This is a genomic window from Phenylobacterium sp. (genome assembly GCF_024508875.1).
Classification (GTDB): domain Bacteria; phylum Pseudomonadota; class Alphaproteobacteria; order Caulobacterales; family Caulobacteraceae; genus Phenylobacterium.
The window spans coordinates 1-5,166 of record NZ_JANINU010000169.1; the positions used below are offsets into that span (position 1 = coordinate 1).

A 5,166-nucleotide genomic window follows, 5' to 3' on the forward strand; every position below is an offset into this window, starting at 1 on the left:
CGGTCATGATCACGATGCGGTCGTAGCGGAGGTCTTCCTCCTTGAACTTCGACCCGGCCTGGGCGCCCAGGGCCAGCAGCAGGTCGCTGAGCTCCTTGTTGCCGCCAAACTTGTCGGTGGAGGCCGAGGCGACGTTCAGGATCTTGCCGCGAAGGGGTAGGATCGCCTGCGTCTTGCGGTCACGCGCCTGCTTGGCGGAGCCGCCGGCCGAGTCGCCCTCGACCAGGAACAGTTCGGTGCCCTCGGTCGACGAGCCGGCGCAGTCGGCCAGTTTGCCGGGCAGGCGCAGCTTGCGGGTCGCCGACGCGCGGGCGACCTCCTTGTCCTTGCGGCGCTTGAGGCGTTCCTCGGCGCGCTCGACGACGAACTGCAGCAGCGTGCTGGCGGCCTTCGGCTGGGCGGTCAGCCAGTGGTCGAACGGGTCGGCCAGGGCCTTTTCCACCAGGCGCTGGGCCTCGGACGAGGAGAGCTTCTCCTTCGTCTGGCCCTGGAACTCGGGGTCGCGGATGAAGACGCTGACCAGCGCCCCCGCCTGGCTGATGACGTCGTCGGCGGTGATCAGGCCGCCCCGCTTCTCGCCGGTCAGTTCGGCGTACTGCTTCAGGCCTTTGGTGAGCACGGCGCGCAGGCCGGCCTCGTGCGTGCCGCCCTCGGGGGTCGGCACGGTGTTGCAGTACGACTGCATGAAGCTGTCGGCCTCGCCGAAGCCGGCAGGCGTCCAGGCCACGGCCCACTCCACCTTGCCGGCCTCCCCGGGCCGCTCGTAGCGGCCGGCGAACGGCTCGGGCGTCACGGTCTCCAGCCCCTTGATCCGCTCCGCCAGGAAGTCGGCGAGGCCGTTCGGGAAGCGGAACACCGCCTCGGGCGGGGTCTGGTCGTGGATCCGGGCCGGGTCGCATTTCCAGCGGATCTCGACGCCGCCGAACAGATAGGCCTTGGACCGCGCCATCCGGTACAGGCGCGCCGGCTTGAAGGCCGCGCCGTCGCCGAAGATCACCGGGTCGGGCAGGAAGCTGATCGCCGTGCCCTTCTTGCGGGTGGGGCCGATCTTCTCGATGGAGCCGAGGGGCTTGCCGCGGCTGAACGCCTGGCGCCACTCGAAGCCGTCCTTGAAGACCGTGACCTCGACGCGCTCGGAAAGGGCGTTGACCACCGAGACGCCGACGCCGTGCAGGCCGCCCGAGGTTTCGTAGGCCTTGCCCGAGAACTTCCCGCCCGAGTGCAGGACGGTCATGATGACTTCGAGCGCCGACTTGCCAGGGTGTTTCGGGTGCGGGTCGACCGGGATGCCTCGGCCATCGTCGAAGACGGTGAGGGCGCCGTCCGCGTCGAGGGTGACGGTGATCAGCTTGGCGTGGCCGGCGACGGCCTCGTCCATGGCGTTGTCCAGCACCTCGGCGAACAGGTGATGCAGCGCACGCTCGTCGGTGCCGCCGATGTACATGCCCGGCCGCTTGCGGACCGGCTCCAGCCCTTCCAGAACCTCGATGTCGGCGGCCGAGTAGCCGGAGGGCTTGGCCGCGGGCGCGTCCGGGCGCGGCTCGTGGCTCTCGGCCAGCGGCGCGGCGGGCGCGGGATTCAGCGCGTCGTCGAAGAGGTCGGGAAGGGGCTTAGGGGCAGGCTGGGACATAGGGAACGTAGCGTGATCCGATTCTGTGCTCCGTATGGCTTGCCCCGCCCTCGAGGGCAATGCGGCCGCGCGGACCAAACGCCGCGCGGCCGCCGTGCGCTCGGGAGTTAGCCTAGAAGTCGGCCGAAACGGTGACGAAGCCCATCCGCGGCGCCAGCGGGAAGGCCGTGTAACCGCCGGAGTTGCTGGTGACGCCGGCGGTCGAGACGCCCTTCTTGTCGAACAGGTTGGTGATGTTGGCGCTGATCCGCGCGCCCTTCAGCATGCCGTCGGCGGGCACGTCGAAGGTGTAGCTGGCCTCCAGGTCGACGACGAAGGTCGACTTCACCGACAAGTCGTTCAGGTAGGTCACCGGCCGCTTGCCGATGTAGTCGCCGCTCACCGAGGCGCCGAAGGGACCCCAGTTGAAGCGCGCGACCGTCTTGTTCATCCACTTCGGCGTCAGCGGCACCTGCTTGCCGCCGGTGGCGACGGTGACCGGCGTGCTGACGCCGCCCACGATCGTCGTGCCGCTCTGGTAGTCGTCGTCGTACTTCGACTTGTTGTACGAGATCGCGTTGTAAAGGCTGAAGTGCTCCCCGAACTGCAGCGTGCCGGCTACGTCGATGCCGTTCGTCGTCACCCCGCCGACGTTGGCGAGGATCGCCGGCGCCGGGTTGATGAAGTTGTACGGGGCGATGTTCAGCAGGCGGTTGCGAAACTTCACGTGATAGACGCTGACCTGGCCGTCGAGGCCGGTGATGAAGTCGCCCTCGAACGTGCGACGGGTGCGCAGGCCCGCCTCGTAGGTCCATGAGGTCTCGGGCTTCACCGTCGTCTTGAACAGGTCGAACGCCGCCTGGGTGCCCAGGCTCCATGCCGAGAAGCCGTAGAAGCCGCTGCCCGCGCCGTACGGGATGAATTGGCGCATGTTCTTCTGGGCGTTGACGAACACCTGCTCGTGCTCGGTGGGATCCCACAGCAGGCCCGCCTGGGGCAGGAACCACTTATTCGAGGTGATGCTGCCCGTCGGATAATGCACCGGCACGGCCACGGTCGGCAGGTTCTTCTGGTTGATCGGGAACTTGCCGTTGGCATCCTGCAGGCTGGACTTGAAGCCGGCCTGCAGGGTCAGGTTCGGCATGATCTTCCACTGGTCCTGCAGGTAGAGCTGGATGTCGTTGGTGAAGAACTCGGCGGCGTACTGGGTGAACGCCTTGCTCCCGCGCGGCACGTCATAAGGCGACAGGTCGTTGTTCGCGCCCGTCATCGGATACCAGACGCGGTGCTGGGCCGGTTCGTTGTGTTCGAACCAGGCGCCGGCCTGGATGTTGTGGTCGCCCAACTGCCAGACGACGTTCGACTGGATGCCGCCGCGGTTGATCCGGTACTCCGTGGTCCGCACCGCGTTCCCCGACCCGCCCATCAGATTGACGATGTTCTGCAGGGTCGCCGCGCTGGTGGCCGTGCCGACGACGAGGTTCGGATAGTAGGTGGCGAAGAGGCCGGGGAGGCCCGCAGTGTTGACCGGGCCCGCCACGATCCCGCGGCCGAAGTTGTAGTGATAGTAGGCCGTGTTGGTCCAGGTGAGGCCTTCCATCGGCTTCCAGGCGTAGCGGACGTAGCTGAGGATGTCCTCACGCTGGGCCGCGCTGAAGCAGTTCGAGAAGTTGTTGCCCTGGGCCGGGTTCGGCGTGCCGGGGCCGCCGGTCAGGCTGCTCGAGCAGCGGGCCAGGTCCGGGTAGATGAACGGGCGGCTGTAGGGCGTGAAGCCCTGCGCCGCGGCCGTCTGCTGGTTGCCGAAGGCGGTGGCGTCCTCGTTCGGCTCCACCTTCATCTGCCAGTCGGCGTAGAAGGTGAAGACGCCGTGGTCGTCGTCGCGGACGACCTTCAGGTTCACCTGGTGGCCGCGCTGGTGACCGTCGAAGTCCCAGGCCCGCTGGTCCTGGTGCAGGTACGAGATGTAGCCGCGGAAGCCGCCCAACATCTCGCCGCTGTCGAGGCGGATGAACTCGCGGTTGGCCTCATGGCTGCCGACCGTGCCGCGGACGTTCAGGCCGCGTTCCATGGCCGGGTCGCGGGTGAAGGTCTCGATCGCGCCGCCGAGGTTGCTGGTGGACGCCACGTCGAGGGAGCCGGCGCCGGAGGAAAGGGTGACCCGCGCGACGTTCTCGCTGCTCACCGAACGCGAGACCGACAGGCCATTGTAGTTCCCGTATTGCTGGTCGCCGAGCGGGACTCCGTCCAGGGTGTAGCCGAGCTGCTGGGTGGAGAAGCCGTGCACGAACAGCGACAGGTTCTGCTCGTTGTTGCCCCACGGATCGGCCGTCCGATAGATCACGCCCGGCAGGAACTGGATCGCCTTCAGCGGGCTGGCCCCCGGCAGGACGCGCTGGATCTGCTGGCTTTCGAGCGCGACGGTGGAGCGGGTCTCGCGGATGCCCGTGACGACCACTTCCGAGACGCCCGCGCCGGCGTCGTCGGCGGCGGCTTCGGCTGCGCCGTCCGCAGCGTGGGCGGCGCCTGCCAGCAGGCTGACGAGAGCCACGGTCGACCAGAGCCGCGCGCGGCGGTCAGTCCGGATTGTAGAGTTCATATCTATCCCCTTGTGTGCGCTTCGAGGCGCAGCGCGGGGATACGGCGGGTTCAGAGACGGTTCCGCGACAGTCGCGATGCGCGATTGTGACGTTCCGCGAGCGCGGGGGGAGAGAGCGTGACGAGTTGGAAGGATCCTGAGATCGCCGGCGTCCGCGCGCTGCTGGCGGCGCGCCAGCCCGGTCCCGGCGCGCCGGCGCCGGGCGTGGCCGAGCGGCGCGCGGCGATGGACCAGGTTGGGGAGATGGGCGCGCTGCCGGCCGGCTGCTTCCACGAGCCTGTGACGCTGGGGGGCGTGAAGTGCGAGCGCATCGTCCCGCAGGGCGCGGTGACGGATCGTCTCATCCTGTACCTGCACGGCGGCGCCTACACGGCCGGCAGCCCGCGCAGCCACCGCCCTCTGGTCGCGCGGATCACGGCGGCGGCGCGGAGTGTCGCCGTCGCGCCCGACTATCGCCTCGGCCCGGAACACCGCTTCCCGGCGGCCGTGGAAGACGCGACCTCCGTCTATCGCGCCCTGTTGGACGGCGGGGTCGAGCCTGGACGGTTGATCGTCGCCGGAGACTCCGCAGGCGGGGGGCTCGCGATGGCGCTGGCTCTTGCCTTGAAGGCCGCGGATTTGCCCCAGCCGGCGGGCTTCTTCGTGATCAGCCCGTGGGCGGACCTGACGCAATCGGGCGCTAGCTACGCCACGAAGGCGGCGAGCGATCCGATGATCTCCAGGGCCGGGCTGGACGACAATGCTCGGATGTACCTGGGAGGCTTGGACGCGCGCGATCCGCTGGCCTCGCCGGTGCTCGGGGATTTCGAGGGAGTGGCGCCCGTACTGATCCAGACGGGCTCCGAGGAGGCCCTGCTCAGCGACAGCATCACCCTGGCGGACGTGCTGGCCCACGCCCGCGTCGAGGTGCGGCTGGAGGTCTGGCCCGAGATGATCCACGTCTTCCACGCCTGGGGCGGGG

General features: G+C 68.7%; 3 protein-coding genes. 1 reads left to right on the forward strand and 2 read right to left on the reverse strand.

Going from position 1 to position 5,166, the window contains the following annotated elements:
* Together Q0L11_RS13375 and Q0L11_RS13380 are read right to left on the reverse strand one after the other, a co-directional pair.
* Window positions 1-1,630 (reverse strand): DNA topoisomerase IV subunit B (locus tag Q0L11_RS13375; protein WP_296597873.1); only part of this gene is annotated, 1,630 nt, incomplete at its 3' end.
* 112 nt (window positions 1,631-1,742) lie between these two features.
* Window positions 1,743-4,205: a TonB-dependent receptor gene (locus Q0L11_RS13380; protein WP_296597874.1), complete on the reverse strand. Its 2,463-nt coding sequence runs from the start codon at window positions 4,203-4,205 to the stop codon at window positions 1,743-1,745.
* A 117-nt stretch (window positions 4,206-4,322) separates the two neighbouring features.
* Between Q0L11_RS13380 and Q0L11_RS13385 the strand changes: the two genes are divergently transcribed.
* On the forward strand, window positions 4,323-5,166 hold an 844-nt coding region (locus Q0L11_RS13385), incomplete at its 3' end, for an alpha/beta hydrolase (protein ID WP_296597875.1).

Bases quoted from the DNA above. Each gene is read 5' to 3' on its own strand.
- Q0L11_RS13380 (WP_296597874.1), bottom strand. From the start codon at position 4,205: ATGAACTCTACAATCCGGACTGACCGCCGCGCGCGGCTCTGGTCGACC.